Consider the following 24886-nt stretch of genomic DNA (forward strand, 5'->3'; position numbering starts at 1 on the left):
TGTTTTCAGGGTTCCCCCCGATGCGCCGATTCACGGATCGGCACACCATGGGAAACATGACGAAAACGAGCTTCGGCGACCAGGTCCAGCAGATATGGCAGACCCGGCCGATCCGATTGCCGCAGCAGGGGCCCGTCGCGGGCGTCGTGGCGGGGTTCGCGCGCCGCTACGAGATCGATCCGGTGCTGGTCCGGGTCGCGTTCGTCGTCTCGACGATCTTCGGCGGCGCGGGCATCGTGCTCTACCTGCTGGCCTGGCTACTGCTGAGCGCGGCGGGCGACCAGGCATCCGCGGCCGAGTCGCTGGTCGGCAAAGGCCACAGCTCGCAGTCGCAGACCAAGACCATCGTGTTGATCGTGGCGCTGGCCATCGCGGTCAGCACGATGGGACCGGTCGGTGTCGGTCTCGGCGGATCCGGCCTGATCAGCCTCGCCCTGATGCTGGCGGGCTGGTGGATGCTGCACCTGCGCACCCCCAACCCGCCACCCGGGACCACCGAAGTGCTCGGCGGATTCGCCCCGGAGAGCGGAATCAACGCCACCGGCTACCCCGGCGCGGTCTTCCCGCAAGGAGCGACCCGGACGGTCGGCGATCTGTACGTGCCGCCGACCGCCGTGTACACGCCGTACACCAAACTGCCGGATTCCTACGTCCCCGAGGCGCCCGCGCCTGCCGTGGACGGCGCGACGGTCCCGCTGCACAAGCCCGCCGTCGATGACGCGACCGTGGTACCGGACAACGTCGCCGTGCCCGCTGCCGGATCAGCGACGAGTTCGGTCGCCGACGAGAGAGAAACGGACGCGCAGGTCACCGATCAGACCGATTCGCCCGCCACGGTCGGCGATCAAGACGGCCCGGCGGCGGTCGGCAGCGGCCGGATCGATTCGGTCGGCGGAGCCGGATCGGATACGACTCACACCGACCGAGCCGATTCGGCCGGATCGGACTCGACTCATGACGATCGAGCCGAAAGCGGACCAGGCACGAGACCGTCATCGTCCGGCGCTTCGATCTCACTCGGCAAAGACGTTCCGGCCCCGGGCCGCGCTCCGAGCTCGCGTGGCTCCGCGGCCGCTCACCCCGCGATCATCGGCGGCCCGACCCCGCCGTCCTGGGATCCGCTCGGCGTAGCTCCACTCGCCTGGGACCTGCCGGAGCCCACCCCGGCCCGCACCGTCGTCGCCCCGCCGCAGAAGCGTCCGCGCTCGCGCCTCACGCCGGTGGTGATCGGCCTGGCCATCCTCGCGGCGGCGGGTGCCGGTGCGGCGGCGGCCTCGGGCGCGGAATGGATGACCCCCGGCCGGATCGCCGCGGCGGCGCTGGCCGTGATCGGCCTCGGCCTGGTGGTCGGCGCGTTCCTGCGGCGCGGCTACGGCTTGCTCGTGCTCACCGCGCCGCTCGCCGGGTTCGTCCTGCTCGCCTCCGCGATCGGTCCGATCGAATCCGATCAACTGGGCGACCGCACCTGGGCGCCCGCCTCCGCCGCCGATCTGGCCCAGAACTACAAGCTCACCATGGGCACCGGCACGCTGGACCTGCGGTCGCTGAAACTGACCGAGAACCGCACCGTGGACATCGACGTCCGGATGGGCGAAGCCCACATCCTGCTGCCCGCCGACATGACCGTCCGCACCACGTGCACGGCGACGATGGCCGAGGCCCTCTGCCCCGAGGGCATCAGTGGTCCCGGTACTCCCGGCGCGCCGGTGCTCGATCTGAACGTCGACGTCCGCGTCGGCAACGTGGAGGTGCAGCGTGGCTGAGAACGAGAAGAAGGAGACGACCGACTCCCGCCGCGGCCCCGCCGCCTCGCTGCTCATCGCGGGACTGCTGTCCCTCGCGATCAGCGTGTGGGCTTTCGTCGGCCCGGCGTCCTGGCCCGCGGCCGGCATGATCTCGATCGGTTGGATCGTCGTGCTCGCCGCCATCGTCATCGGCATCGTGCTGGTGATCTCCCCCCGCAGACGACGATGAGCGTGCGGCCCGTCCACCTGGACGGGCCGTTTCGCGTTCAGCCCCGAGCCACCGCCGCCGTAGCCGGGCCGCATTCCTACGACAGGACAACCGCATGAAGCGCGACGAACCCGCCGATCAGACGCCACCCACCACCCGGACCACACCGCCCGATCCCAGACCCGGCATCACGAACGGCGTACTTCTGGGCCGCGTGATCCTGTACAGCGCTTTCCACCGCCCCCGCTGATCTCGCACGCGATGACGGCGGCGAGTAGTCACCGCCCGCTGGGCGGCAGGGAGTTCACTCCCACTCGATGGTGCCCGGCGGCTTGCTGGTCACGTCCAAGACCACGCGATTGACCTCCGCCACCTCGTTGGTGATGCGGGTGGAGATGCGTTCCAGCACCTCGTAGGGCAACCGGGTCCAGTCGGCGGTCATGGCGTCCTCGCTGGAGACCGGGCGCAGCACGATCGGGTGTCCGTAGGTGCGGCCGTCGCCCTGCACGCCGACGCTGCGGACCTCCGCGAGCAGCACGACCGGGCACTGCCAGATCTGGGCGTCCAGACCGGCCGCCGTCAGTTCCTCGCGGGCGATGGCGTCGGCCTTGCGCAGCGTCTCCAACCGGTCGGCGGTGACTTCACCGACGATGCGGATGGCGAGACCGGGACCGGGGAAGGGCTGGCGAGCGACGATTTCCTCCGGCAGCCCGAGCTCGCGTCCGACCGCGCGGACCTCGTCCTTGAACAGCAACCGCAGCGGTTCGACGAGTTCGAACTCCAGATCGTCGGGCAGACCGCCGACATTGTGATGACTCTTGATGTTCGCGGTGCCGCTGCCGCCGCCGGACTCCACGACGTCCGGGTAGAGCGTGCCCTGCACCAGGAACTCGACCTTCGGCGTCTCGCCGTCGGCCGCACCGTGCTCGAGTACCGCCTCGCCCACCGCGTCCTCGAAGGAACGGATGAACTCCCGCCCGATGATCTTGCGCTTCTCCTCGGGATCGGTCACACCCTTCAACTCGCCGAGGAACTTGTCCACCGCGTCGACGGTCACCAGTTTGGCGCCGGTCGCGGCGACGAAATCCTGCTGCACCTGCTCCCGCTCGCCCGCCCGCAGCAGGCCGTGGTCGACGAACACACACGTCAACCGGTCACCGATGGCGCGCTGCACCAGGGCGGCGGCGACGGCGCTGTCCACCCCACCGGACAGTCCGCAGATCGCGTGTTTGTCACCGATTTGCTCGCGTACCGAGGCGATCAGCGAATCGGCGATGTTCGCCGGAGTCCAGGTGGAGGGGATGCCTGCGAGTTCGTGCAGGAACCGGCTCAGTACCTGCTGCCCGTGCGGCGAATGCAGCACTTCCGGGTGGTACTGCACACCGGCCAGCCTGCGCGCGCGGTCCTCGAAGGCGGCGACCGGCGCGCCCGCGCTGGTGCCGGTGACCTCGAAGCCCTCCGGCGCGTCGGTGACCGCGTCGCCGTGGCTCATCCACACCGGCTGGATGGTGGGAAGGCCGCCGTGCAGCAAACCACCGTCGATGTTGAGTTCGGTGCGTCCGTACTCACGGGTGCCGGTGTGCGCGACCGTTCCACCCAGCGCCTGGGCCATCGCCTGGAAGCCGTAGCAGATGCCGAAGACCGGCAGCCCCAGATCGAACAACCGCGGATCCAGCCGCGGCGCGCCCTCGGCATACACGCTGGCCGGACCACCGGACAGGATCACCGCGAGCGGCTGCTTGTCGGCGATCTCCTCCACCGTCGCGGTGTGCGGAACCACCTCCGAGTACACGCTCGACTCGCGAACCCGCCGCGCGATCAGCTGGGCGTACTGTGCTCCGAAGTCGACGACGAGGACCGGTCTCTGGGTTTGTGCCACTCGCCCAGTTTAGTGAGCGGCGAAACGAGCGAATCATCGGCACAGCGGCACCGTGTGGGAGGCGAGCCGACCGCCCGAATCGTCACCCGCGGCCCGGCTCGCTGGTTATCCTTCTGCTCGTGCCCTTCGCCCGCGCGATCGATGCCGACATCCACTACGAGGACAGCGGCGGGGACGGCCCGGTGGTACTGCTGGCGCACGAGTTCCTCATGGACCGCACCATGTTCGCCGCCCAAACGGCCGCTCTCGCACCGGAATTCCGGATCGTCTCCTGGGATGCCCGCGGCCACGGCCGCACCAGGGACGAGGGCCTACCCTTCACCTATTGGACCGCGGCCAGGGACGCGCTGACCGTCCTGGATCATCTCGGCGCCGAGCGGGCCGTCGTCGGCGGCACCGCGCAGGGGGGTTTCACGGCGCTGCGCACCGCGTTGATCGCACCGGAACGCGTCTCCGCGCTGATCCTGATCAGCACCGAAGCACACGGTCCCACCCCGGAGCAGTCCACCGCGACGCAGAAATTCCTCGACGAGTGGTACGACGACGGCTCCCGCGAGCGAGCCGTGCACCAGCTGGCTTCCTGGCTGATCGGCGACGACGAGTGGTACCGCTCGATCTGGACCCAACGCTGGCTGGTGCGCGACCGCCGCGGCATCGAGGTGGCGGCGGGCTGCCTGCTCAGCCGGGATTCGGTACTGGACCGCCTCCGCGAAATCGCTTGCCCCGCTTTGGTGATCCACCCCACCCACAGCGGCATGGACCGCGAGCGCGCCCAGGAACTGGCCCACGGGCTGTCCGGCGCCACCTTCATCGAAATCGCCGAAGCCCGACTCGCGGTGACGATGACCCACCCCGAGCCGGTGAACCACGCGATCCAGCAGTTCCTGCGCGCACGAACGAAACCGACCCGCGTGCGCTGAACGCTGTGTCGATTTGCAGCGCCTGCGGCGCTGCGTGTTCGCGGCCCCTCATGGCTCGCGTTCCAGCGGTCGAGACTCGCGCCTGCGGCGCATGCGCTTCGACCGCTGGAACGCGAGCCGGGCCGCGAACGGCGCTCGTAAGACTCGCTTCTCGGTGGCTGGGAGGGTGCGCCGCAGTACGCTCAGGCCTACCTTCAAGCGCGTACGCTCAGACCCACCTTCTGGAACTCCTTGAGGTCCGAGTAACCGGCCTTGGCCATCGAACGACGCAGGCCGCCGACGAGATTCAGCGAACCGAACGGATCGTCGGACGGGCCGAAGAGCACCCGCTCCAGGCTGGGGCGCACCGTGTCGCCGACCGGCTCGCCACCGAGATCCCACGGATCGTCGACGTGCAGCATCGACCCGCGCGGCACCGACGGGTGCGCGGCCGCCGACGGCCAGTACCAGCCGCGGCCCGGCGCCTCCGCGGCCACGGCGAGCGGGACGCCGAGCATGGCCGCGTCCGCGCCACACGCGATCGCCTTGGCCAGCTGCCCGGAGGTGGAGATGTCGCCGTCCGCGATGACGTGCACATAGCGACCGCCGGTCTCGTCCAGGTAATCGCGGCGGGCGGCGGCGGCATCCGCGATCGCGGTGGCCATCGGCACGCCGATGCCGAGTACCTCGCCGGTGGTGGTCGCGCCGGGGTAGGAGCCGTAGCCGACGATCACGCCCGCCGCTCCGGTGCGCATCAGGTGCAGCGCGGTGCGGTGATCGCTCACGCCGCCTGCGACCACGGGCACGTCCAGGTCGGCGATGAAGGTCTTGAGGTTCAGCGGCTCACCGTCGCCGACATGTTCGGCGGAGATGATCGTGCCATGCACCACGAGCAGGTCGATGCCCGCCTGCAGCAGCGCCGGGGTGAGCGTGCGCGCGTTCTGCGGGCTCACCCGCACCGCCACGGTGACGCCGGCGGCGCGGACCTGCGCCACCGCGGCGGCGAGCAGATCCGGCTGCATCGGCGCGGCGTGCAACTCCTGCAGCAACGCCACGGCGCGCTCGTAACCGCCCTTGCCGACCAGCTCCAGCAACTGGTCGATCTTCGCGCCGACATCCGCGTGCCGCGCCCACAGTCCCTCGCCGTTGATCACGCCGAGCCCGCCGAGGCGGCCGAGTTCGACGGCGAACTCCGGGGACACCAGGGCGTCGGTGGGGTGCGCGAGAAACGGGATCTCGAAGCGGTAGGCGTCCAGCTGCCAGGACAGCGAGACCTGCTTCGACGAGCGGGTCCGGCGCGAGGGGACGATGTCGACGTCGTCCAGCTCGTAAGTACGCCGGGCGGTCCGGCCCATGCCGATCTCCACCATGTCGCGCACGCGAAATCTCCTTGTCTGATTTGCAGCGCCTGCGGCGCTGCGTGTTCGCGGCCCCTTATGGCTCGCGTTCCAGCGGTCGAGACTCGCGCCTGCCGCGCATGCGCTTCGACCGCTGGAACGCGAGCCGGGCCGCGAACGGGCGCTCGTAAGACTCGCGCCTCCAGTGGTTACTTGTGGGGGCAGGTGGGCAGCACGAAACCGCCAACTCGCCGCAGGTCGCTCACCGCCACAGCCGGTGGGCAAGCTCCATCATGCACGGACCGGTTGGTCCTGTACATGAACCTAGTGGGCTAACCCCGTCCGGTGTAGTTAGGGGCCTCGACGGTCATGGTGATGTCGTGCGGGTGGCTCTCCTTGAGACCCGCCGCGGTGATCTGCACGAACTGGGCTTCCTGCAGATGCGCGATCGACTGCGAGCCGGTGTAACCCATGGCCGCGCGCAGACCGCCGACCAACTGGTGGATCACCTGGTTGACCGGGCCGCGGAACGGCACTCTGCCCTCGATGCCCTCGGGGACCAGCTTGTCCTCGGCGAGCACGTCGTCCTGGAAATAACGGTCCTTGGAGAACGACTTCGCCTGGCCGCGGCCCTGCATGGCGCCCAGCGAGCCCATACCGCGATAGCTCTTGAACTGCTTACCGCCGACCAGGATCAGCTCGCCCGGCGACTCGGCCGTGCCCGCGAGCAGCGACCCGAGCATCACCGTGGACGCGCCCGCCGCGATGGCCTTGGCGATGTCGCCGGAGAACTGGATGCCGCCATCGGCGATCACCGGGACACCTGCAGGCTTGCACACGGCGACCGCCTCCAGGATCGCGGTGATCTGCGGCGCGCCGACACCGGCGACCACGCGGGTGGTGCAGATCGAGCCGGGGCCGACGCCCACCTTGACCGCGTCCGCGCCCGCCTCGACGAGCGCGGCCGCGCCCTGGCGGGTGGCCACGTTGCCGCCGACCACCTGGATCCGGTCGCCGACCTCGGCCTTGACCTTGGTCACCATCTGCAGCACCTGCACCTGGTGACCGTGCGCGGTGTCCACCACGAGCACGTCGACGCCCGCGTCGGCCAGTGTCATGGCCCGCGACCAGGCGTCCTCGCCGACACCAACCGCGGCGCCGACCAGCAGGCGGCCGTCACGGTCCTTGGTGGCGTTGGGGTACTGGTCGGTCTTGACGAAGTCCTTGACGGTGATCAGGCCGCGCAGGCGCCCGTTGCCGTCGACGATCGGCAGCTTCTCCACCTTGTGCCTGCGCAGCAGTCCGAGCGCGGCTTCCGCGGTGACGCCCTCCTGCGCGGTGATCAAGGGGGCTTTGGTCATGACGTCGGCGACGCGGCGGTTCTGATCCACCTCGAAACGCATGTCGCGATTGGTGATGATGCCCACAAGCGCACCGGTCTCGTCCACCACGGGAAGACCCGAGATGCGGAACCTGGCGCACATCGCGTCGACCTCGGCGAGAGTGTCGGTCGGACGACAGGTCACCGGGTCGGTGACCATACCGGCCTCGGACCGCTTGACCGTCTCCACCTGGGCGGCCTGGTCGGCCGTCGAGAGGTTGCGGTGCAACACGCCCATGCCGCCCGCGCGCGCCATCGCGATGGCCATCCGCGCCTCGGTGACCGTGTCCATGGCCGAGCTGACCAACGGCGTGCGCAGGCGGATCTCCCTGGTCAGCACGCTGGAGGTTTCCACAGAACTGGGGATGAGATCCGAGGCGGCAGGCAGCAGCAGCACATCGTCGAACGTGAGGCCGAGCATGGCGATCTTGTTCGGATCGTCGCCACCCGTAGGAGGGCGGACTGCGATTCGTTCGCCCGATACGGGATTACTCATTCGGATCGACCCCTCCTGGACGTCGATAGCGACCGGCGCCGGTGTCACCGGCGCCGTGACGGCTGATGGGATGGACGTGGTTCGGCGGCGGTGCGATCGGGACCCGCCGTAGCCTGTGCTCCATCGTATCTGTCCGGTGAACTCGCCGACGAAGTGAGCCCACCACCGAAACTGGCAGGCCGCATAGCTGGCGCAGACCACCCTGTTCTGCGTACCGTGGGGATGTGCGTGACCATCTACCACCTGGCTTGCCGCCGGATCCGTTCGCCGGAGACCCCTCCGACCCGTCCGCCGCGCTCGATGCCATCGAGCCCGGCGAACCGCTGGATCCCCACGAGCGCCTTGCGGTCGAGGAGGATCTCGCCGACCTCGCGGTGTACGAGGCACTGCTGGCCCACCGCGGCATCCGCGGACTCGTGGTCAGCTGCGAAGACTGTAGGCAGGACCACTACCACGACTGGGACATGTTGCGCGCCAACTTGCTTCAGTTGCTGGTCGACGGCACGGTCCGCCCGCACGAGCCCGCCTACGACCCGACGCCGGAAGCGTACGTCACCTGGGACTACTGCCGGGGCTACGCGGACGCGTCGATGAACGAGGCCTTCCACGGCGACGGGTTCGACGGATTCGACGGCTGATTCGGGCTCGATCGAACCGCACGCGGGCCTTTCGAGGCTCGCGTACCCCGCCTTTGCCGCTGTGATTTTCGACGCACACGATCACTTCGGCAGACGCACCGCGAGGTTCCGTCGCGGGCGGAGACGCCCATGAGTTACCACCCTATGGTCAGCCGTTGGCTAGACCGACTTCTCCCGGAAAGACAAAAAGCCGACCGCCTGGCTGGCGATCGGTTCTTGCCTGGACCGTTTTCTTCTGTCAGCGGCCGGGCGGCACGAACGAGCCCGGGTTGGGGATGCCGGGGACGCTGAACGTCGGCGGCGGCTGATTGTTGCTGTTGTGGGTATTGGTGTTGCCCGGCGCCGGAGCTGTCGGCGGCTGCTGCTGCGGCGCCGTCGGATTACCGGTGTCTCCCGTAGGTCCGCCCGCAGGCGGCTTGACCTCGGTGACCGGCGGCTCCTGCGGAGCCGTCGGTTCCACGGTGGCCGGCGGCTGGGTGGTCACGGGCGGCGGTGTCGTCACCGGCGGCACCGTGGTCGGCGCGCCACCGCCGTTCGTCGTTCCGCCGCTGTTCGACGTTCCACCACCATTGGGCGCGGTGGCGTCGGCCGAGGGCGAAGGCTTGTTCGTCGGCTGACCCGGCTGCTGCACGATCGTCGAGGTCCCGCTACCTGGCGTCGGGCTGGGCTTCGTGGTCGCGTTGCCCGGGGTGGCACGCGGGTCGGTGGTCTTGGGCACCGTCGCACCCAGCTGATCGGCCAACTCCGGATTGACCTCGCGCAGCTTCGCGAGCAACTGTTCCCACTCGGTCATCAGCTCGGCGCGCTTGTCCGGATCGCTGACCTGCGCAGCATTCTCCTTGGCCCGCTCCAGGCGCACCTTGGCCTGCGTCGGGTTCTGCGTGACCAGCGTGGAAGCCTCGTTCAGGTCGTCGCCCGCCCGCTGGACCACGGTCGTCTGGGCCTGTTCGCTGAACACGACCTCTTTGACCCGCCACAGCGGATCGCCCGGCTCGGCGTTGTACGAGAACGCCGTCATGCCGCCGATGACCAGGGCCAGCGCGGCCGCCGTGCCCATGATCGGACGTAGTAGCCGCAGTCGCCCGCCGCCGCCGTGCGCCCCGATGCGAACCTGCCGCGCGCCGATCTCCTGGTTGACCGCGGCCACGATCGCGTCCAGGTCCGGCTCGGCCGGCATCGGAGGCGCGATCAACTCCGCTCGCCAGTCCGCGAGCAACGTCGCGAGCTGATACTCCTCGGCGCTGTCGGTGTGCACCGGACCATCGCTGGCGATGGCATCGATCAGAGCATCGTCGCGGCGTACCGCGGCGATGTCGACCGGGCCGGTGTCACCGGACGCCTCGGCGTAGGGACCGCTGTTCCGCGATCCAAGCCGCGCCTTCCAGTCACCCCGACCGCGCTCGCCATCCCTAGCCATACATTTCACCTGCCCTCGCCACTTGTGACTTGAGTTTCGCGAGTGCCCTGTGTTGGGCGACCCGTACCGCGCCCGCCGTACTGCCCACGGCGACCGCGGTTTCTTCCGCTGACAAACCCATGACCAAGCGCAGGATCAAGATCTCTCGATGCTTCTCGGGAAGCGTCGCGAGCAGACGGTTCATCTGCCTGCTCGTCTCGGACTCGAGAGCTCGTTGTTCCGGTCCCTGGTCGGTGGATATGACATCTGGTACTTCGGCCATCGCCTCCGCCTTGTTACGGGCGGCGTTGCGATGCGCGTCGGCGACCTTGTGCGAAGCGATTCCGTAAACGAAGGCCATGAAGGGCCTGCCCTGGTCTTGATACCTGGGCAAGGCTGTCATCACAGCCAGGCAAACCTCCTGCGCAACGTCGTCCGCGGAGAGCTGCCCACGCTCCGCGGCTCCGATCCGCGCGCGGCAGTAGCGCACCACCAGCGGGCGGATCATCTCCAGTACCTGAGCTAAAGCGGATCTGTCGCCCTGCGCAGCGGCAGCGACGGCGAGGTCCAACTCTTCGCCCGTGTGCGTCATCGTCAGAGATATTCCCGGCGTTACAAAGTGGCATGGTCAGGTGACGACCAATGCTTCCACCGAAGGGGCGGAACGGATCTAACAATAGCGACCCGTTGGCCGGAACTGGTCAACACGGTGGACTCCGTGATCACCTACCACCCCGCCATGGGGCGCAACACGCCGCCGGAGCGGGCGATGGCCGCGGCACATTCGGCCGCCTCCGCCGCCGCGTCCCGCGCGCCCGATCCGGCGCGGAGCATGGCACAAGCCCAGCGCAACGGCAGCAGGCCGTGCTCGCGGCACTGCTCGGCGACATCCTCGGCCGAGACGCCCGATCTTCCCCGCGCGTCGAGCGCCACGTCGGCGGCGGCGACCAGCAAGCGTGACTTGACCCGGTGGCGCACCGACGGGGATCGCTCGGCCAGCTCCAGCGCGGCCGCCGCGTGCGCCGCCGCCACCTCGAAATCACCTGCCGCCAGCGCCGTTTCCGCGGACACCCAGCGCAAGCGGATCGCGGGACGCCAACCGGCCCGATACTGCTGTGCCGCCGACGCGCTGCGCCGCAGCAAGCGGTCGGCCAGCGCGAGGCGCCCGGTTCCGAGCGCGTCGGCGGCGAGTCCGGTGAGCGCGTCGCAGATCGCGTCGGCGCGGCTGGGACGGTAGCCGCCGAACTCCTCGGCGCTGTCCGGCTCCGCTCCGGCGCCGGCGGTGAGGATCAACGCGGCCGCCCGCCCGTCGAACGCCGCGGCGCGCTCGTGCCAGCCGAGCTGCCGAAGAAAAGAACCCTCGGTACTTCCCGCCAGTGAGAGGAGTACGGGGTCGTTGCTGTGGTTGCATACCCTTCGCAATTCGGCGCGCGCCGCCGCATAACGGCCCTGGCCGCCGAGAACCACAGCGCGATACCACCGGCCGAGTGCGTCCGACGCGGACGGAAGGTCGGCGGCGGCGCGACCCGGAGCGGCGCCGAAGGCGGCCTCGGCGAGGACCGCGAGGTGAGGATCTCCGAGCGGAGCGGGCGCGAACACGGGCGCACTCTATCCCGTGCGGCACCCGGGCTCCGGCGAGGAAAGGTCAGCGACGGCCGACCGGCGACACTCGGGATTTCCGTCGCCGAGCGGATGTTGCCATTAGGTAAATCTCGTCCTGGCTATCGCCGAGCGGCCACGCCGGGAATTCATGCGTGTTTCGCGTAATTAACCTGCCCGCCCCGTTACCGCCATCTTCGGATCCACACCCCACGAACCCCCTCGGCCGCGGCAGTGACCGACATCATCGGCACGAGATCGGCGTCGCGTCGGCGCTACGACCATGAAATCGCCTCTACCAGCGGAAATTGGATCAGTTGCGGCACATGCGGCAGCCACGGACCTCCGGCCAACCGAACAGTATCGCCGGAACCAGCACGAAAAGTAAACAGTTCGGAGGTTAAATTTGGCAGCGCGAGATTTGGAAAAGTGCTGCGCCGAACTATTGACGGAATTTCGCGGCTGGACCTAACGTAGCTCATCGCCACGGACGGCGCCGCGCGAAATTGCAGCGACCACGAAGGGCGAGCCCCCCGGGTACCCCCGCCGACACGGCGTCGTGGCCCACAACTGTTGCAGAACAACTGCTCGACAACGCTGACGAGCTCGCACCACGAGGAGTTCACCATGCCCATGCCGACCCACCTCCCGGGACCCAACGCCGATGTCTGGGATTGGCAGATGCGAGGATCGTGCCGCGGGCAGGATTCCGCGGTGTTCTTCCATCCCGATGGTGAGCGTGGCCGGGCCCGCACGGCCCGTGAGATGCGCGCCAAGGAGATCTGCCGCACCTGCCCGGTGCTCATGCAGTGCCGCGCGCACGCGCTGAAAGTCAGCGAGCCCTACGGCATCTGGGGCGGCATGTCGGAGACCGAGCGCGAGATGCACGCGCGGCGCAGCCGCCGCCGCATGGCCGTCTGAATCAATCCCCTCCCATCCGCACGCCGCCGGGCGTCGAATTCCTAGCAAACAACGGGCCACTGCAACATGCTTCGGCCGAGCCGCTCACATGACACGGTGACCGGTTCCGCGCCGAAGGTCGGCGCGTGGGTTCCGATCGTCACCATCGATCGGCCGGCCGCCGAGCGAGGCCGGAGGCCGTGCACCCGGCGTTCCGGCACGGTGCGACGGTTCGGCGTGTCACGGCGTGTCGCTCCCGAGATGTCCGGCGTATCGGCGCTTTCCGCAACGCGGCGCCGGTCCACGACGAGCCTTGTGGCCACCCCACCCGAAGGGAGGTCATAGCGGCCCGCTACGGTAGTGACCGATGACACAGAATGGAGCGTTGTGACAACGCGGCCGTCGGCCGCAGAGGGCGACTCGTTCCGAAGAGCAGCCTTCCCACCCACGGTGGATTCTGCGGTTACGGCACGCGCAGCCGAAAGTATCGAGCTCGCCGCGCTTTTGCATCGATGCGGTCGAGCCGACCAGGAAGCATTCGCCGAGTTGTACGACCGGACGTGTGCGCGCGTCTTCGGTTTGGTTTTGCGCGTTCTGCACGATCCGGGCTACGCGGAGGAGACCACGCAAGAGGTTTATCTGCAGGTCTGGCGCATGGCATCGAGTTTCGATCCGGCGAAAGGTTCCGCGGTCACCTGGTTGATGACGCTCGCCCACCGGCGCGCCGTGGACCGGGTCCGCGCCGAGCAAGCCCACACCCAGCGCGAGGTCGCGTACGGGATCCGGGTGCTCGGCAACGAATTCGACGAGGTCACCGAAGAGGTCGAGCGCAGGCTCGAACAACAGGCCGTCCTGGCCGGTCTGGCCACACTCACCGAAACCCAGCGGGAAGCCATCTCGCTCGCCTACTACGGCGGACGCACCTATGCGGAGGTAGCCACCTACCTCGACGTAGGGTTACCTACGGTTAAGTCCCGGATTCGGGACGGATTGACACGACTGAAGAAAAGTTTGGGGGTGACGTGAGATGAACGAACGCCGTATCGATCTCGCGCACACCGTCGCGCTCGGATCGATCGACGACGAAGACCATCAGGAAGTGCAGGAGCTGTTCGACAGCGAGGACCCCGTGCTACGCGCGGAGTTCATCCAGGAAGTCAGAGACACGAAAGAAGCGCTCGCCGTTCTCGCTACAGCCACGGCGGCCACTCCACCGCCGTCGCTGCGTGCTCGCCTACTCGCGGCCATCGCCGCCGAGCAGCCACCGGTCGCCAGCTGAATCCGGCGTCCCGCCAGGCATTCCCGCCCCGCGCGTACCGACCCCAGCGGTCCTGAGCCTCCCGCGGCCTCCCTCCGATCACGCGGCAGACAGCGTGTCGCGCTTCGGAACTCTCTCGGTCCAACCGATAGTCGAGACCGCATCCGGCAAGGCCCCCGAACCGCGTGGTTCGGGGGCCTTGTCCGTGCGTTGTCCCGAGAAAACCGGGCTCAGTGCGCGTGGCCGTGGTGGCCGTGGTCGTTCTGCTCCTCGGCGGGCTTGTCCACCACGGCGCTCTCGGTGGTGAGCACCATGCGCGCGACCGACGCCGCGTTGACGACGGCCGAACGGGTCACCTTCACGGGGTCGACGACGCCGTCGGTGAGCAGGTCGCCGTAGGTGAGCGTGGCGGCGTTGAAGCCATCCTTGCCCTCGGCGACCTTGCTGACCACCACGGCGCCGTCCAGGCCCGCGTTGGTGGCGATCCAGTACAGCGGCGCACGCAGCGCGGTGCGGACCACCTCGACGCCGACGGCCTCGTCACCGGACAGCGAATCGCGCAGCTCGACGAGCTTGCTGCTCGCCTGCACCAGCGCGGTGCCGCCACCGGGCACGATGCCCTCTTCCACGGCGGCCTTGGCGGCGCTCACCGCGTCCTCGACGCGGTACTTGCGCTCCTTGAGCGCGGTCTCGGTGGCCGCGCCGACCTTGATCACCGCGACGCCGCCTGCCAGCTTGGCCAGCCGCTCCTCCAGCTTCTCGCGATCCCAGTCGGAATCGGTGGCCTCGATCTCGCGGCGCAGCTGCGCGACGCGCGCCTCCACGTCCGCCGCGGAACCGGCGCCATCGATGATCGTGGTGTCGTCCTTGGTGACGACGACACGGCGCACCTTGCCGAGCACGTCGAGGCCTGCCTCGCGCAGGGTGATGCCCAGATCGGGGTTCACCACGGTGCCGCCGGTGACCACGGCCAAGTCGTCGAGGAACGCCTTGCGGCGGTCGCCGAAGAACGGCGCCTTGACCGCGACGGCCTTGATCGTCTTGCGGATGGCGTTGACCACCAGGGTCGACAACGCCTCGCCTTCGACGTCCTCGGCGATGATCAGGACGGGCTTGCCGCTTTCGGCGATCTTCTCCAGCAGCGGCAGGAAGTCCGGCAGCGAGCTGATCTTCTCGCGGTGCAGCAGGACGAACACGTCCTCCAGGATGGCCTGCTGGCTGTCGGGGTCGGTGACGAAGTAGGGCGACAGGTAGCCCTTGTCGAACTGCACGCCCTCGGTGACGACGAGTTCGGTCTGCAGCGTCGAGGACTCCTCGACGGTGACGACGCCGTCCTTGCCGACGGTGGTCAGCGCCTTGCCGACCATCTCGCCGATCTCCTCGTCCCGCGAGGACACGGTCGCGACCTGCGCGATGGCCTGCTCGCCGGAGACCGGGGTGGCCAGCGCGAGCAGCGCCTCGGAGACCGCGTCGGCGGCCTTGGCGATGCCGGAGCCGACCACGATCGGGTTCGCCCCGGCCGCGACGTTCTTCAGCCCGGCGCGGACCAGCGCCTGGGCCAGCACGGTGGCGGTGGTGGTGCCGTCGCCCGCGACGTCGTTGGTCTTGGTGGCGACGCTCTTGACCAGCTGCGCGCCGAGGTTCTCGAACGGGTCTTCCAGCTCGATGTCGCGCGCGATGGTGACGCCGTCGTTGGTGACGGTCGGGCCGCCGAAGGACTTCGCGAGTACGACGTGCCGTCCGCGCGGGCCCAGGGTGACCTTCACGGCGTCGGCGAGCTTGTCGACGCCGCGTTCCAGAGCCCGGCGAGCCTTCTCGTCGAACTCGATCTGCTTTGCCATGGGGATTCGCTCCTGTAGTGGATTGCGGCGCTCCCGGGTCCCGTCGTCACGCAGGCTGCCGCCTCAGGGCCCGTCGCTCGCACCGCGTGTTTCAGTGCCGTGGTGTCGGCGCCGAACGCACTCCGCCCCGGGTCACGAAAGACACCGGGGCGGAACGCATGCGTGCCTGATCGGCTACTTGGTGACGACGGCCAGCACGTCGCGCGCCGACAGGATGAGGTACTCCTCGCCCTGGTACTTGATCTCGGTGCCGCCGTACTTGCTGTAGATGACGGTGTCACCCTCCTGGACATCCAGCGGGATGCGCTTCTCGCCCTCGTCGTCCCACCGGCCGGGACCGACGGCGACAACGGTGCCCTCCTGCGGCTTCTCCTTCGCCGTGTCAGGGATGACCAGGCCGGAGGCCGTCGTCGTCTCGGCCTCGTTGGCCTGGACGAGGATCTTGTCCTCGAGCGGCTTGATGTTCACGCTCGCCACGTTGAGCCCTCCACTTTCAGGGGATTCGGTCGTCCGGAACTCGTCGCTCCGAACTCGTCGGTTGGTCACGATGCTGACCCTGCGCATAGCCCCGTCGTCGCGGGTGCCGGGACCCCTGCCCAGTGGTCAAGCTGCTGGCACAAGCACTACACACAGTGCCGACTAGCACTCTATACATGAGAGTGCCAGCGCTCAAGGCTGGGCGGTGCCAACTTTGCGCGGCGCGCCCGGCGACACTGCGAGCTTGGCTATAAGTTCGGGAAAACAGTAACGTTCGGATAACGGATTGTGACACTATTGACGACGGTTGCGGTCCGGCCGCCGGTTCGTCGCTCCTCCGAGCGGCGGCCAGGCGGCACAGAGGTACCACAGCGTCGCCGAACCCGCAGCGCCGCAGCACGATCGTTGCACCACCAGCTTCACCAGAGAGCAAGACACACGTGATCCATGGCCGGTCCCCGCGACCCACCCGGACGAGGGGCCGGTTCGTTTCCCGGTCCGGGTCGCGCGTCATCCATACGGCGGTCCGGCAGTCCATTCGAGATGGTCGGCGACACCATGACCATCCGCTCGAAGGGAGGTGAACATGCGAACATCCCTCGGCATCTCGGCCGGGGCAGAGGTCGTGTGCTCGGCGTTGGTCTCCACCGCGCCGAACGGCACGCAGAGCTTCGATTACCGCGTCGTGTCCGCCGACGCGGCTCATTCCGATCTCGGTGACCTGGTGTCGTCCTCGATCGAGCTGATGACGACCCAGCTGCCGACCACGCAGCCGCCACGCGAGATCATCCGCCCGGTCGGCGGCCGTTTCGCGGGCGGGCCACGCGACTTCGAGCCGGCGACGGGTCACCCGCCCACCAGCGTCGCGGTCGCCTACCGCACCAAGGAGCAGGCCCAGATCATCCGCTCGGCCACCGGAAAACAGCGCGACCTGCGGCTGATCCCGGAGGGCACCGCCGCGCTGACCTACCTGCGGCACACCGGCCTGCTGGACCGCTACGACACGGTCGCCATCGTCGATCTCGGCGCCTCCGGGCTCGGCGTCACCGTCGCCGACCGCGCCGACGGCTCCCTGCTCCGTTCCGATCGCACCGCGACCGTCAGCGGCAAGGCGATCGACGATCTCATCTACCACCATCTGGTGGACCTGCACTTCGCCCGGCGCGGTACCCGCCCGAACCGCGGCATGCTCACCAACCGGGGCCGCGCGGCCAAGGAGCACCTGTCCATCGCGCCCGCGGTCACCATCGACCACGTCGCCGGTCGTCCGCTGAAGCTGACCAGGGCCGACTTCGAAGAGTTGATCGCCGACCTGCTGCGCGACCTGGCGCGGTTCGTCACGATGTCGTTCGCCCGGGCGCCCAGGCAGCCGCAGGCGGTCACGGTCATCGGCGGCGGCGCCAACATCCCCGCGGTGCTCGATACGCTCACCGCCGCCCTCGACATCCCCGTGTTCACCGTGCCGGATCCCGAGGCGGTGACCGCCAAAGGCGCGGCGCTGGTCGCCGATTCGATGCAGCCGTCGGTGTTCCCGGTCGCCGGGCTCGGCGGCGACGCGCCCGCGGGGACGGTAACCAAGGTGTTCGGCACGCTCGCCGGTGCGATCGTGGTCGTCGGACTGATCGTCGGCTACGGGGTCAAGACGTTCGCGCCGACCTCGGATGACGAGGTCTCTCCCGCGGGGACCACGAGCAGCGCGTCGCAACTGCCCAACCCGACATCCGCGCCGCCCGCGACCACGGCTGCCGCCACGCCGCACAACCGCACGCCGGACAACACCGGCATCGCACCGACGACCACGGAACGCGGACCGCAGAGCACGACCGGCGGGCCGTCGTCCACGCAGGTGATCACACCCACGCAGCCCACGCTGCGCCCGGATCCGAACCTTCCGCCGATTCCGTTCCCCGAACTGCTCGGCCCCCTGTTCGGGAATCCGAATGCGGCACCGAACGGTTCGCCCGAATCGCCATCGAGCCGGACGTGGTACCCGGCGGCGCCGACCGCTCCGGCGCCCGGCACGAGCCCGACGCCCACCCAGGCACCCGCGCGGTCGAGCCTGCCGCTCCTCCGGGGGAATTCGGGGTCGGCGTCGCATCCCGGACTGCTCGCACCGAACTGATCCGGCCGCACGACGGCCCTTCGCGGCGATCTCACCGGAAAGAAACCGGTGCGGCCGCCGCCGCTTCGTGCGCTGAATCCGAGCCGGTCAGCGAACCATACTGACCGACACCGGCAGACCCGGATCGGTGGCGACCGTCAGCGGCGAAGCAGCCGCGCCACCAGCGATGACATGCGCGCCGAGCGCGGCGATCATCACCCCGTTGTCCGTGCACAGCCGAGGCTTGGGCACCCGCAAGGTCAAACCGGCCGCGGCGCAGCGTTCCTCGGCCATCGAGCGGATCCGCGAGTTGGCGGTCGCGCCGCCGCCGAGCACCAGCGTGCCGACGCCGACATCCTGGGCCGCGCGAACCGCCTTCATCGTGAGCACATCCGCGACCGACTCCTGGAAAGACGCCGCGATATCGGGGATGGGCAGATCCTCCGCGGCGACGCCGTCGCGCTGGGCCGCCTCCACGTAACGGGCGACCGCGGTCTTGAGACCCGAGAAGGAGAAGTCGTAGCGCGGGTCGCGCGGCCCGGTCATGCCGCGAGGGAAGGCGATAGCGCGCGGATCACCGGCCGTCGCGGCGGCATCCAGCGCCGGACCGCCGGGAAAGCCCAACCCGAGCAGCCGCGCCACCTTGTCGAACGCCTCGCCCGCCGCGTCGTCGACGGTGCTGCCCAGCTCGACGATCGGCTCGGCCAGATCCGTGACGTGCAGCAGATGCGTGTGCCCGCCCGACACCAGCAGCGCGACGCACGGCGGCATCGGCCCGTGCTCCAGAGTGTCCACCGCGACGTGCCCGCCGAGATGGTTGAGCGCGTAGAAGGGCACATCCCACGCCGCCGCATACGCTTTCGCCGCGGCGACACCGACCAGCAGCGCACCGGCCAAGCCCGGGCCGATGGTCACCGCCAACGCGTCCGGTTTCGCGATGCCCGCGGCCGACAGCGCGCGGCGCATCGCGGGCACGATCGCCTCGAGATGCGCGCGCGAGGCGATCTCGGGGACGACGCCGCCGAAGCGCGCGTGCTGGTCGACGCTGGAAGCGACCTCGTCGGCGAGCAGTACGCAGGTGCCGTCGGGGTGCCTGCGGACGATGCCGACTCCGGTTTCGTCGCAGGAGCTTTCGATGCCCATGACGATCACGACAACACCTCGTCCCGTGTGCGCCAGCGCTCCCCGCTGGTCAGCGCGGGGCGACGCATCGTGTACGCGTCCGCGCCACTGGGGTGGTAGTAGTTCTTGCGCAACCCGATGATGTGGAACCCGTGCTTGGCGTACAGCGCGATCGCCGGCGCGTTGTCGGTGCGGACCTCCAGGAACACCGGTCCACCGCGCCGGTCCGCCTCGGCGAGCAGCGCCTCCAGCAGGAGCGTGCCGACACCTGTGCGGTGGCAGCCGGGGTCGACGCCGATGGTGTGGACCTCGGCCTCGGGGTGTTCGGCATCACCCAGCAGGGCGATACCCGCGTAGCCGACCATTCGCCCGCCGTCGTCGCGCGCGGTGATGTAGCGGTTGTGCCGCCCGGCCAGCTCGGACTGGAACGCCACGGCGGCCCACGGGTCGTCCTCCGGAAAAAGCAATTGCTCCAGCTCGACGCAGCGCGTGATGTCGGCGGCCACCATCGGCGCGATTCGGAAAGTCACCGGCTTCACGCCCCCGTCCGGTCGAGTCGGCGGTAGGCGTTCTCGACCGCGTCCGGCCTGCGCAAGTACAGCGGAACCAGCGGCTCCGGCACGCTGCGAGACAGCACCTCGGCGGCAACGACGCGGACCAACCCGGCGGGCGAGGGCGTCTCGGCGGGGAGCACGGGCAGATCGAAGAAGTCGACGTGCGAAGCTGATCCGGCGATCGCCGTGGCCTCGCCCGCGTCCAAGTCGGAGGGCTTGCACACCTCGGGTCCGGCTACGCGCGCGCCCTCCCGGTACCGCGCCCAATACACCTCGCGCCGCCGGGCATCGGTCACCACGAGCAGTTCGGCTTCGGGCGGGAGCTCGACGGGGGGCGGCACCGCGGGGTCGACAGCGGCGTCGGCTGCGATCGCGTCGAGGCTGCACGCGCCGTACACCGGGATCCCGAGCGCGTCGCCGAACGCGGCCGCGGTGGCCATGCCGACGCGCAGGCCGGTGAACGGACCCGGACCGACCCCGACCACGATCGCGTCGATCTCGGTCCTGGAACGACCTGCCTCGGTGAGGCATTCGAGGATCTGCGGAGTGAGTACCTCGGCATGGGCGCGGGGGTCGACCCGCACCCGGGATGCGACGGTGCGTACCCGGACCGGATTCGCCGCGTCGGCGCCCTGCTCCAAGTCCACCAGTCCCGCTGTGACGGCGGGTGTCGCGGTGTCGACGGCTAGTACAAGCATGATTGGGCCAACGATACCGGGTGGTAGGTGAGGCCGACGCAGAGCTACCCGGTAGCTAATTGACCCATTCCCAGCTGGCGGTGCGCACATCCGAGTCCGGCGCCCGCGACAGCACCACCCGCAGATGCCGATCCGCGAGGTGCTCCACCACGCCGCGGCCCCACTCCACCACGACGACCGCCTGATGCAGATCGGTGTCCAGGTCCAGCGCGTCCAGCTCGTCCAGGTCGCCGCCGAGCCGGTAGGCGTCCACGTGCACCATGGGCACCGACGGGCCGCCTGCGCGCTGCCCCGCGCGGTGCTGGCGGGCGATGATGAACGTCGGCGAACTGACCCGCCCCTGCACGCCAAGACCTTCGGCGATGCCGCGGGTCAGTGCGGTCTTGCCCGCGCCGAGCGGACCGTCCAGCACCACGAGATCCCCGGCACGCAGATCGGTGGCCAGTTCCCGGCCCAGCGCCTCGGTGTCGGCGACGGTGGGCAGCACTCGATGCCCCGGATCAGCCACGGGCTACCTCCGAGGCCTCCCCCGGCGCCGGGTCGACCACGCCCGCGCGCACCAGCAAGCGATCCAGCGCGGCGTTGACTATGTCCGGGTATTGCAGATGCGGCATGTGCGCCGCGCCTTCCAACCGGATGAGTTCGCTGCCCGGCAGAGCGGCGGCGAGCGCACGCGAATTCCGGAACGGGATCACCAGATCGTGCCCGCCGCCGAGTACCAGGATCGGTGTGCCCGCCAGCGCGGGCAACGCCGCCGACTCGTCGTGCAGCTCGTTGGCCTGCAGGAACTTCACTACGGTCGCCACGGGCGTCTGGTCGATCATCAGCGTCGTGAAGCGCGACAGCGTCGGGCTCACCGGTCCGTGGAACGAGCTGACGTGCAGGATCGGCGTGATCACCCGCCGAGCGGTGACGCGGCCCGCCTGCACCAGCGCGGGCGCGGTGTATACGGCCACCCGGAACCCGTCGATCGCAGGATTGCGCAACAGTTGCCCGATTCCCGCCGCGGTGACCTCGGCGGCCGCGGTCGACAGCAGTGCGATCCCGATCACTCTGGCCGCGAACAATTCCGGGAATCGCGCGGCCGCGGCCAGGATCGCCATCCCGCCCAGCGAATGCCCGACCAGCACCACCGGCCCGGCCGGTGCGGTGGCGTTCAGCACGGCCGCGAGGTCGCTCCCGAGCTGTGCGACGGTACAACTCGCGGCGCTCGGCACACCGGAACGGCCGTGTCCGCGCAGATCGAACAGCACCATGCGAAGTCCTGCGCCGTAGCGCTTTTCCAGGTCACGACGCTGAAAGTGGAAGGAAGCCATGCTGTTGCAGAAGCCGTGCACGAAGATCACCGTCACCGGTGCGTCGTCGGGGCCGCAGATCCGCGTGGCCAACGGCACGCCGTCGTCGGCGAGCACCGTCCCCGCGCGGTCGGCATCGATCAGCGCGAAATTCTCGTCGCGGTAGTCGTCACCCCGCGCGGGCCACAACACCCGCGCACCGGCGCGACGCAAGGCGTGGGCGCCTGCCAGCGCACCGACGAATCCAGCCGTGGCCAGCCCGCCGCGCAGCGGGGTCACCCGGAAGCGGCTCATCGAACGCCACCGACATAGCGCCGGGTGACCCGGCCGCGCGGTGAACACACCACTTCGTAGTGGATGGTGTCGAGCAGGTCCGCCCACTCCTGGGCGTGCGGTCGCGCACCGAAGAGAATCGCGGTGTCGCCTTCCTGAACGCCCGCGGCGTTGTCTCCGAGGTCGACGACGAACTGGTCCATGCACACCCGCCCCACGTTCCTGCGCGGCGCCCCGCCGAGCCAGACATCGAAACGTCCGCTCAGGGGGCGGAAAACGCCGTCGGCGTAACCGGCGGGGATCAGCGCGACGGTGGTGTCGCGCGGCGCGATCCACTGGTGCCCATAGGAAACGCCTTCGCCCGCGGCCACTCGTTTGACCAGGGCGACCTCTGCCTGGAACGTCATCGCGGGCCGCAGGCCGAAATCGTCGTCCGGTATCGGGGACAGGCCGTACATGGCGATGCCCGGCCGGACCAAGTCGAAGGCCAGGTCAGGGCGGGTCAGGGTAGCGGCGGAGTTGGCGATGTGCGCCAGCTCCGGTTCCAGGCCGTGCTCCTTGGCCGTGGCGATGGCCTCCAGGAACCGGGCGCGTTGCGCGTCGTTGTTGGGATGCTCGGGTTCGTCGGCGTGCGCGAGGTGGGAGAAGATCGCGCGAAACCGCACCACACCCTCGTCGACCAGAGCGCGCAGCGCCGTCAGGACTTCCGGGTACGCGACCGGCGACACGCCGTTGCGGTTCAGGCCGGTGTCCACCTTCAGGGTGACCGTCGCCGGACGGCCCAGCTCGCGCGCCGCGGCCTCGACCGCTCGCAGATGAGCCGCCGAAGAGATCCCGATCTCGACGTCGGCGGCCACCGCAGGCGCGAAGTCGGTGTCCGTGCTGTGCAACCAGCACAGGATGGGCGCGGTGATCCCGGCCGCACGCAACTGCACGGCCTCGCCCACCGTCGTGACACCCAGTTCCGCCGCGCCCGCAGCCAGAGCGGCCCGGCCCACCTCGACCGCGCCGTGGTTGTAGCCGTCGGCCTTCACCACCGCCATCACCGCGGCGCCACCCGCGTGCTCCCGCAAAATCCGCACGTTGTGGGCGATGGCGTCCAGGTCGATGACCGTTTCCACTTGCGCTGTGCCGCCTCTCCGCATATTCGGGGCGGACCAGTCGGGCACGCAAGACTCACGTCCGGATCCTGCGTTTGATGCCGCCTTGATTTCGGGCGTGCCCGACGAGTTACCCATGTGCTCTCGAGATCAGTCGTTGCGTCGATTCCGGTCGAGTCTATTGGCGTGCTCGGTGCTGCTTCCAATCGGTTTGTGTGGCGCGTGGGCGAGGCCACGGAGAACGCCGATGGCGGGGCGGAGGTGAGCTCCCAGCAGGCTTGCCGAGATGGGGGTTCCCGCGGGGGCGGCGTCATGTGCGGCGAGGTTCGCGGACAGCGCGTGCACGCGCGCGGCCGCCGCGGCCGACCATGCGGGTTCCCGCCCCGCCGCGAGCAGCGCCCCGATGATGCCGGAGAGCACGTCGCCCGCGCCCGCGGTCGCCGCCCAGGAACCGCCCGCCTCGTTGACCAGCACGGGACCGCCCGGGGCGGCGACGAGCGTGGCGCGACCCTTCAGCAGCACCGTGACCTGCCAGGAAGCGGCGAAGTCGCGGACCGCCGCCACCCGGTCGGGACCGACCTCGTGGCCGGTGAGGCGGGCGAACTCGCCCGCGTGCGGAGTCAGAACGGTCGGGGCCGCACGACCGCGCACCAAGTCCGGCTCCGCGGCCAGCATGGTCAGGCCGTCCGCGTCGATCACCACCGGGAGGTCGGTGGCCAGGATCTCGCGCAGGCGTTGCCTGGCGGCGGAGTCGGTGCCCGCGCCGGGACCGAAGACCCAGGCCTGGACGCGACCGGTCGCGGCGACCTCCTCGGCGGCGATCACTTCGGGGAAGTGGTTCAACACCTCGGCCGCCGCGGTCCCGGCATACCGCACCATGCCCGATGTCGCCGCGACGGCGGCGCCCGCGCACAGCACCGCGGCGCCCGGATACGTGGCGCTACCCGCGCATACGCCCGTCACACCCTGCGTGTACTTGTCGTCGACCGGGCCGGGGACCGGCCACGCGGCCCCGATCGCCGCGGGCTCCAGCGCGAGGAGACCCGGCTCCGGGAGACGTAAACCGATGGGCACCAATTCGATTCGCCCGCACTGCGGCGCGGCGAGCGCGTGCACCGGCTTGTACGCGCCGAACGCGACCGTGACGTCCGCGCGAACCGCCGGGCCTTCGATCGCGCCGGTGCCCGGGTCGACGCCGCTGGGCAGGTCTGCCGAGACGACCGGAGCCTCCAGCGCCGCAACGATTTCGGCGGCACGCGGCCGCAACGCCCCGCGACCGGAGATGCCGACGATGCCGTCGATCACCAGATCCGGGCGGCCCATGTCGTCGGCGACTCGACCGCCCGCTTCGCGCAGCGCCGCGAGTCCTCCGGCGTGCGCCCGCTCCGGGCTGAGCAACACCGCGGTGACCGCGACACCGCGGCGGCGCAGCCGCGCTCCGGCCCAGAGCGCGTCGCCGCCGTTGTCCCCGGAACCGACCAGCAGGGTCACCGCCCGCCCCGCGATACCGCCGGTACGCTCCCTGAGTTCACCCGCCACCACCGTGGCCAGGCCGTGCGCCGCCCGGCGCATGGGCACGCCGTCCGGCACCCGGGTGAACAGCTCGGCCTCCGCCGCGCGCACTTCGTCCACCGTGAAATAGCCCCGCTGCGTGGACATCGCCGCTCCCTCCGTCGGTGTGGCCTACTA

At 69.6% G+C, this 24886-nt stretch carries 24 protein-coding genes; 9 read left to right on the forward strand and 15 right to left on the reverse strand.

Going from position 1 to position 24886, the window contains the following annotated elements; genetic code table 11:
• The first annotated feature begins 47 nt into the window (after positions 1-47).
• The 3 genes from ABZ824_RS20155 to ABZ824_RS20165 all read left to right on the forward strand — a co-directional run bounded on the left by ABZ824_RS20155 (position 48) and on the right by ABZ824_RS20165 (position 2203).
• Complete coding sequence (locus ABZ824_RS20155; RefSeq protein ID WP_356964706.1) at positions 48-1763, forward strand: PspC domain-containing protein; 1716 nt, start codon at positions 48-50, stop codon at positions 1761-1763.
• On the forward strand, positions 1756-1974 hold the full coding sequence (locus ABZ824_RS20160) for a hypothetical protein (protein ID WP_355078988.1): 219 nt from the start codon (positions 1756-1758) through the stop codon (positions 1972-1974). Before ABZ824_RS20155 ends, ABZ824_RS20160 begins: the two co-directional genes overlap by 8 nt.
• A gap of 94 nt (positions 1975-2068) precedes the next feature.
• A complete protein-coding gene (locus tag ABZ824_RS20165; protein WP_355078986.1) occupies positions 2069-2203 on the forward strand; it encodes a hypothetical protein in 135 nt (44 codons plus the stop codon).
• Between the two features lie 54 nt (positions 2204-2257).
• On the opposite strand, the gene guaA is transcribed toward ABZ824_RS20165, so the two are convergent.
• Complete coding sequence (guaA, locus tag ABZ824_RS20170; protein WP_355078984.1) at positions 2258-3832, reverse strand: glutamine-hydrolyzing GMP synthase; 1575 nt, start codon at positions 3830-3832, stop codon at positions 2258-2260.
• 119 nt (positions 3833-3951) lie between these two features.
• Between guaA and ABZ824_RS20175 the strand changes: the two genes are divergently transcribed.
• Positions 3952-4752, forward strand: a complete 801-nt coding sequence (locus ABZ824_RS20175) for an alpha/beta fold hydrolase (protein ID WP_355078982.1) — start codon at positions 3952-3954, stop codon at positions 4750-4752.
• A 194-nt stretch (positions 4753-4946) separates the two neighbouring features.
• Here ABZ824_RS20175 and ABZ824_RS20180 read toward each other — a convergent pair whose 3' ends face one another.
• Entirely contained in the window at positions 4947-6110 is a 1164-nt protein-coding gene (locus ABZ824_RS20180; RefSeq protein WP_355081654.1) for a GuaB3 family IMP dehydrogenase-related protein, read from the reverse strand.
• A 290-nt stretch (positions 6111-6400) separates the two neighbouring features.
• Entirely contained in the window at positions 6401-7945 is a 1545-nt protein-coding gene (gene guaB, locus ABZ824_RS20185) for an IMP dehydrogenase (protein WP_355076308.1), read from the reverse strand.
• Between the two features lie 224 nt (positions 7946-8169).
• Here guaB and ABZ824_RS20190 point away from each other — a divergent pair, with 224 nt between their 5' ends.
• Positions 8170-8583, forward strand: coding sequence for a DUF5319 domain-containing protein (locus tag ABZ824_RS20190; protein ID WP_039795739.1), 414 nt, complete (start codon positions 8170-8172; stop codon positions 8581-8583).
• A 238-nt stretch (positions 8584-8821) separates the two neighbouring features.
• On the opposite strand, the gene ABZ824_RS20195 is transcribed toward ABZ824_RS20190, so the two are convergent.
• The 3 genes from ABZ824_RS20195 to ABZ824_RS20205 form a co-directional block, all read right to left on the reverse strand.
• On the reverse strand, positions 8822-10000 hold the full coding sequence (locus ABZ824_RS20195) for an anti-sigma-D factor RsdA (protein ID WP_355076306.1): 1179 nt from the start codon (positions 9998-10000) through the stop codon (positions 8822-8824).
• Complete coding sequence (locus ABZ824_RS20200) at positions 9993-10571, reverse strand: sigma-70 family RNA polymerase sigma factor (RefSeq protein ID WP_039795737.1); 579 nt, start codon at positions 10569-10571, stop codon at positions 9993-9995. Before ABZ824_RS20200 ends, ABZ824_RS20195 begins: the two co-directional genes overlap by 8 nt.
• Positions 10572-10705: 134 nt before the next feature.
• A complete protein-coding gene (locus ABZ824_RS20205; RefSeq protein WP_356964709.1) occupies positions 10706-11578 on the reverse strand; it encodes a hypothetical protein in 873 nt (290 codons plus the stop codon).
• 627 nt (positions 11579-12205) lie between these two features.
• On the opposite strand from ABZ824_RS20205, the gene ABZ824_RS20210 reads away from it, so the two are divergent.
• From ABZ824_RS20210 to ABZ824_RS20220, 3 genes are all read left to right on the forward strand, one after another.
• A complete protein-coding gene (locus ABZ824_RS20210; RefSeq protein ID WP_355076302.1) occupies positions 12206-12499 on the forward strand; it encodes a WhiB family transcriptional regulator in 294 nt (97 codons plus the stop codon).
• 429 nt (positions 12500-12928) lie between these two features.
• Positions 12929-13504: a sigma-70 family RNA polymerase sigma factor gene (locus tag ABZ824_RS20215; RefSeq protein ID WP_355076300.1), complete on the forward strand. Its 576-nt coding sequence runs from the start codon at positions 12929-12931 to the stop codon at positions 13502-13504.
• A 1-nt stretch (position 13505) separates the two neighbouring features.
• A complete protein-coding gene (locus tag ABZ824_RS20220) occupies positions 13506-13757 on the forward strand; it encodes a hypothetical protein (protein ID WP_355076299.1) in 252 nt (83 codons plus the stop codon).
• 209 nt (positions 13758-13966) lie between these two features.
• On the opposite strand, the gene groL is transcribed toward ABZ824_RS20220, so the two are convergent.
• Positions 13967-15577, reverse strand: a complete 1611-nt coding sequence (gene groL / locus ABZ824_RS20225; RefSeq protein WP_356964710.1) for a chaperonin GroEL — start codon at positions 15575-15577, stop codon at positions 13967-13969.
• 174 nt (positions 15578-15751) lie between these two features.
• Positions 15752-16054 carry a co-chaperone GroES gene (gene groES, locus ABZ824_RS20230; RefSeq protein WP_028479292.1) on the reverse strand — a complete coding sequence of 101 codons (303 nt, stop codon included), beginning with the start codon at positions 16052-16054 and terminating at the stop codon, positions 15752-15754.
• Positions 16055-16640: 586 nt separating this feature from the next.
• Between groES and ABZ824_RS20235 the strand changes: the two genes are divergently transcribed.
• Positions 16641-18176, forward strand: a complete 1536-nt coding sequence (locus tag ABZ824_RS20235) for an Hsp70 family protein (RefSeq protein WP_356964712.1) — start codon at positions 16641-16643, stop codon at positions 18174-18176.
• Between the two features lie 87 nt (positions 18177-18263).
• Here the strand turns inward: ABZ824_RS20235 and tsaD are convergent, their stop codons facing one another.
• From tsaD to ABZ824_RS20270, 7 genes are all read right to left on the reverse strand, one after another.
• Positions 18264-19307 (reverse strand): tRNA (adenosine(37)-N6)-threonylcarbamoyltransferase complex transferase subunit TsaD, encoded by a 1044-nt coding sequence (tsaD, locus tag ABZ824_RS20240; RefSeq protein ID WP_355076294.1) that lies wholly within the window; start codon positions 19305-19307, stop codon positions 18264-18266.
• Entirely contained in the window at positions 19304-19807 is a 504-nt protein-coding gene (gene rimI, locus ABZ824_RS20245; RefSeq protein WP_356964713.1) for a ribosomal protein S18-alanine N-acetyltransferase, read from the reverse strand. The genes tsaD and rimI overlap by 4 nt, the downstream gene beginning before the upstream one ends.
• Before the next feature lie 5 nt (positions 19808-19812).
• Positions 19813-20529, reverse strand: a complete 717-nt coding sequence (tsaB, locus tag ABZ824_RS20250; RefSeq protein WP_356964715.1) for a tRNA (adenosine(37)-N6)-threonylcarbamoyltransferase complex dimerization subunit type 1 TsaB — start codon at positions 20527-20529, stop codon at positions 19813-19815.
• A 55-nt stretch (positions 20530-20584) separates the two neighbouring features.
• Positions 20585-21037 carry a tRNA (adenosine(37)-N6)-threonylcarbamoyltransferase complex ATPase subunit type 1 TsaE gene (gene tsaE / locus ABZ824_RS20255; protein WP_355076288.1) on the reverse strand — a complete coding sequence of 151 codons (453 nt, stop codon included), beginning with the start codon at positions 21035-21037 and terminating at the stop codon, positions 20585-20587.
• Complete coding sequence (locus ABZ824_RS20260; RefSeq protein WP_356964717.1) at positions 21030-22118, reverse strand: alpha/beta hydrolase; 1089 nt, start codon at positions 22116-22118, stop codon at positions 21030-21032. The genes tsaE and ABZ824_RS20260 overlap by 8 nt, the downstream gene beginning before the upstream one ends.
• The gene (alr, locus tag ABZ824_RS20265; RefSeq protein WP_356964890.1) at positions 22115-23242 is read right to left on the reverse strand and encodes an alanine racemase; all 1128 of its coding nucleotides are present in this window, start codon (positions 23240-23242) and stop codon (positions 22115-22117) included. Before alr ends, ABZ824_RS20260 begins: the two co-directional genes overlap by 4 nt.
• A 105-nt stretch (positions 23243-23347) precedes the next feature.
• Complete coding sequence (locus ABZ824_RS20270; protein WP_356964718.1) at positions 23348-24856, reverse strand: NAD(P)H-hydrate dehydratase; 1509 nt, start codon at positions 24854-24856, stop codon at positions 23348-23350.
• Positions 24857-24886: the final 30 nt, after the last annotated feature.

This window comes from Nocardia sp. NPDC047038 (genome assembly GCF_040644075.1).
GTDB lineage: Bacteria > Actinomycetota > Actinomycetes > Mycobacteriales > Mycobacteriaceae > Nocardia > Nocardia sichangensis.

What these genes read in the sequence shown, in the direction of transcription:
- ABZ824_RS20155 (WP_356964706.1), top strand. Translation starts at nt 48, where the DNA reads ATGGGAAACATGACGAAAACGAGCTTCGGCGACCAGGTCCAGCAGATA.
- ABZ824_RS20165 (WP_355078986.1), top strand. Translation starts at nt 2,069, where the DNA reads ATGAAGCGCGACGAACCCGCCGATCAGACGCCACCCACCACCCGGACC.
- guaB (WP_355076308.1), bottom strand. Translation starts at nt 7,945, where the DNA reads ATGAGTAATCCCGTATCGGGCGAACGAATCGCAGTCCGCCCTCCTACG.
- ABZ824_RS20195 (WP_355076306.1), bottom strand. Translation starts at nt 10,000, where the DNA reads ATGGCTAGGGATGGCGAGCGCGGTCGGGGTGACTGGAAGGCGCGGCTT.
- ABZ824_RS20200 (WP_039795737.1), bottom strand. Translation starts at nt 10,571, where the DNA reads ATGACGCACACGGGCGAAGAGTTGGACCTCGCCGTCGCTGCCGCTGCG.
- ABZ824_RS20210 (WP_355076302.1), top strand. Translation starts at nt 12,206, where the DNA reads ATGCCCATGCCGACCCACCTCCCGGGACCCAACGCCGATGTCTGGGAT.
- ABZ824_RS20220 (WP_355076299.1), top strand. Translation starts at nt 13,506, where the DNA reads ATGAACGAACGCCGTATCGATCTCGCGCACACCGTCGCGCTCGGATCG.
- groL (WP_356964710.1), bottom strand. Translation starts at nt 15,577, where the DNA reads ATGGCAAAGCAGATCGAGTTCGACGAGAAGGCTCGCCGGGCTCTGGAA.
- ABZ824_RS20235 (WP_356964712.1), top strand. Translation starts at nt 16,641, where the DNA reads ATGCGAACATCCCTCGGCATCTCGGCCGGGGCAGAGGTCGTGTGCTCG.
- tsaB (WP_356964715.1), bottom strand. Translation starts at nt 20,529, where the DNA reads ATGCTTGTACTAGCCGTCGACACCGCGACACCCGCCGTCACAGCGGGA.
- ABZ824_RS20260 (WP_356964717.1), bottom strand. Translation starts at nt 22,118, where the DNA reads ATGAGCCGCTTCCGGGTGACCCCGCTGCGCGGCGGGCTGGCCACGGCT.
- alr (WP_356964890.1), bottom strand. Translation starts at nt 23,242, where the DNA reads ATGCGGAGAGGCGGCACAGCGCAAGTGGAAACGGTCATCGACCTGGAC.
- ABZ824_RS20270 (WP_356964718.1), bottom strand. Translation starts at nt 24,856, where the DNA reads ATGTCCACGCAGCGGGGCTATTTCACGGTGGACGAAGTGCGCGCGGCG.